A 3,317-nucleotide genomic window follows, 5' to 3' on the forward strand; every position below is an offset into this window, starting at 1 on the left:
TCGAGCGCGGCACATTCGGCGTCGCCTACCGGGGATCATCGCTTGAAACCGTCGTCCACTCCTGTCAATCGGCGTGCAAACGGGACCCCCTATCGGCGCGCAAAAGGGACCCCCTTTCACGATGGCGCAAGGTTGATCGGACACGCGCCTTTGCGCTGCGCGCGGCGTAGGGAGGGCGGAGCCCGACCGGAGGCGCGCGCAGCGCAAAGCATCTTTTAATCGGAGGTCGGTGGGGGCGATCAGCTGCGGTTTTTGAAGCGCCAGCTGTCATTGCCGGTCTCGACGATGTCGCAATGGTGGGTGACGCGATCAAGGAGCGCGGTGGTCATCTTGGGATCGCCGAACACGGTGGGCCATTCGCCGAACGCGAGGTTGGTGGTGATGATGACGCTGGTCTGCTCGTAGAGCTTGCTGATCAGGTGGAACAGCAACTGGCCGCCCGAGCGGGCGAACGGCAGATATCCCAGTTCGTCGAGCACGATCAGGTCGAGTCGGGATAGCTGGGCGGCGAGAGCGCCGCTCTTGCCGATCCTGGCCTCCTCTTCGAGGCGGGTCACCAGATCGACGGTGTTGAAGTAGCGGCCTCGCGCACCCGAGCGAACGACATTGGCGGCGATGGCGATGGCCAGGTGGGTTTTGCCGGTGCCCGTGCCGCCGACCAGGACGATGTTGCGCCGAGCGGGCAGGAACGCGCCACTGTGCAGCGAACGCACCAGCCCCTCGTTGATCGGCGTGCCCTCGAACCGGAACGCATCGATATCCTTCACGACCGGCAGCCGGGCGGCCGCCATCCGGTATCGGATCGAGGCAGCATGGCGATGTGTTGCTTCCGCGCGCAGAAGGTCGGTCAGTATCTCCATCGTGGTGCGCTGGCGCTGAAGGCCGGTGGTGACCGCATCGTCGAACGCGCCCGCCATGCCCTTGAGCCCAAGCCCGCGCATCGCCTCGATCATGTCATGCCGCTGCATCGAAGGTCCTCAGCTGGTCGTAACGGGCGCAGTCGGCGATCGGCGGATGGCGCAAGGCGCTGTCTTCGGAGGTGATGATGGTGAGCGGTCGCGGCGGTTCGCGGCGCCGCGCCAGGATGTTGAGGATCAGGTCGTCGCTCGCCGTGCCGGTCGCCAATGCCTCGCGGACGGCCGCTTCGACCGGCTCCAGACCATCGGTCAGCACGGCCGACAGCACACGGACGAACCGGCGGTCGGCATCGTCGCCATTGCCAAGCTTGCGGCGCAGGCGCGCCAGCGCCGGCGGCAGATCCCAGTCCTGGAAGGGCGCGCCGTTCCGCAGCGCTCCGGGCTTGCGGGCCAGTACCGGCAGATAATGCCAGGGGTCATAGATCGTGCGGTTGCGCCCGAAGTAGCGGGGATGCTCGGCGACAACCTCCTCGCCGCAGCGCACGACAATGCGGTCGGCATAGGCCCGGACCTGCACCGTCCGCCGCGCCACCGTCGAGAGAACCGAGTAGCGGTTGCGATCGAAGCTGATCAGGCAGGTGCCCGTCACCGCATGCTCGCTCTCGTTAAAGCCGTCGAACGGTCCCAGCATCGGCTGCAGTGCCGATCGCTCGATCTCCAGCGCCTGCGCCACGGTCAGCTCGCCCTGTTCCGGGTGTGCCTGTCGTTCCGCCCAGCGCTGGCACTCGGCCTCCAGCCAGCCATTGAGCTCGTCGAGGCTGGCGAACCGCAACCGGGGTTGGAAGAAGCGGCCCCGGATCGTCTGCACCTGGTTCTCGACCTGGCCCTTCTCCCATCCCGCCGCCGGCGAGCAGGCGGTGGGCTCGACCATATAATGGTCGGTCATGATCAGGAACCGCCGGTTGAAGACCCGCTCCTTCCCCGTGAACACGCTCGTCACCGCCGTCTTCATATTATCGTAGATGCCGCGGCCCGGCACGCCGCCGAAGAAAGCAAAGCCGCGCGCATGCGCGTCGAACAGCATCTCCTGACTCTCGCGCGGATAGGCCCGGACATAGACCGCCCGCGATGCACACAGCCGCATATGCGCAACCTTCACGCGCATCGGCTTGCCGGCGATCTCCACATCCTCATGGCTCCAGTCGAACTGGTAGGCCTCGCCCGGCTTGAACATCAGCGGGATGAAGGCGGTGACACCATCGCCGGCATCCTTGCGCCGGTCGGCCTTCCAGCGCGCCGCGTAGCGCCGAACGGCATCGTAGGAACCCTCAAAACCTTCGCGCTCCAGCAGATCATGTATCCGCGTCATCCGCAGTCGCTCGCGCCTGCCGCGCACCTCGTTCTCTTCCAGCAGTGTGTTCAGGCGATCCTGAAACGGCCCGATCCTAGGCAGTGGCTGAACCTTGCGCTGATAGTCGAATGCGCCTTCCGGCGCCCGGATCGCCTTGCGGATCACCTTCCGCGACACATGCAAATCCCGCGCGATCGCCTTGATCGCCTTGCCGCCGGCATACTCGCGCCGAATCCGAACCACTGTCTCCAAAATCAACATCCCGATCTCGCCGCCTGAAAATCCAGCCGGCTGCTTAAACCATCGAAATGAGGGGTCCCTTTTAGACGCCGATCACCCCGCTAACGGGGTCCTTTTTGCACGCCGATCCACACAATTGTCCGCCATCATCCCAGTCTAAGCTAGTCCCATATACCTGCCGGCGTCCTTCATAGGTGTGAATGCGATCGATCATCATCGCCATCTGCCAGGCCGGCGCCTGGCCAGCTGCAACGGCGCACTTGAGTAGTGCTAGGCACTTGCGCTGGAATTGGGGCAGGCCGATTGCATGCTGCGCGATCAACCATGCAGCTTCGGCTCCGTCGTCTCCGGCGATCTGGGCTGTGGGCCACCCGATATCGGCAATGATGGCGTCCAGCTCGCGCGCATTCGCCTCATGCACGCCCTGCATCTGTGGATTGTAGCCATCGAACAGGCTGCCGTCCTCCGCGAGCCGTTCCCGCGTTTCGAGATCATGAGCCGCCATGGCGACTAGCCGGTCCGCAAGAATCTTGTTCACGTAGCCAGCCTAGCTTTATCCGCAATGTCCGCAATGGGTGGAAAGCAGGCGTTGCGAGGTGAGATAGGACTGATATCCTGACCCCATGTGCAACCTTTACACGACCAAAGCCACAGCATCGGAAATTGCATCCGCCTTTAACGCCAAGATGCTTAGCGCCACGAATGCTCCCTTGGGAGAGGTCTATCCCGGCGGTCCCGGCTACGTAGTTCGTGAACAGGATGGCGATCGCGTGTTGCAAGCCATGACCTGGGGCTTCCCGTTGCCCATGAAGAGCAAAAAAACCGGGCAACCCATCAAACCAAAACCGGTCAACAATATCGCCGTTCTA

3 protein-coding genes and 1 pseudogene are annotated in these 3,317 nt (G+C 63.7%); 1 reads left to right on the plus strand and 3 read right to left on the minus strand.

What is annotated here, in order from left to right:
• Positions 1–239 precede the first annotated feature (239 nt).
• The 3 genes from istB to BGN95_RS04125 form a co-directional block, all read right to left on the minus strand.
• On the minus strand, positions 240–968 hold the full coding sequence (gene istB / locus BGN95_RS04115; protein ID WP_011950403.1) for an IS21-like element helper ATPase IstB: 729 nt from the start codon (positions 966–968) through the stop codon (positions 240–242).
• Positions 955–2,469, minus strand: coding sequence for an IS21 family transposase (gene istA, locus BGN95_RS04120; RefSeq protein ID WP_041378971.1), 1,515 nt, complete (start codon positions 2,467–2,469; stop codon positions 955–957). Before istA ends, istB begins: the two co-directional genes overlap by 14 nt.
• Positions 2,470–2,530: 61 nt before the next feature.
• Positions 2,531–2,986, minus strand: coding sequence for a DUF6624 domain-containing protein (locus BGN95_RS04125; RefSeq protein ID WP_286771700.1), 456 nt, complete (start codon positions 2,984–2,986; stop codon positions 2,531–2,533).
• Between the two features lie 85 nt (positions 2,987–3,071).
• Here BGN95_RS04125 and BGN95_RS04130 point away from each other — a divergent pair.
• Positions 3,072–3,317, plus strand: a pseudogene (locus BGN95_RS04130) (DUF159 family protein); the annotation flags it as partial.

The organism is Sphingomonas sp. 66-10 (assembly GCF_001897045.1).
In the GTDB taxonomy this organism is placed as follows: domain Bacteria; phylum Pseudomonadota; class Alphaproteobacteria; order Sphingomonadales; family Sphingomonadaceae; genus Sphingomonas; species Sphingomonas lycopersici.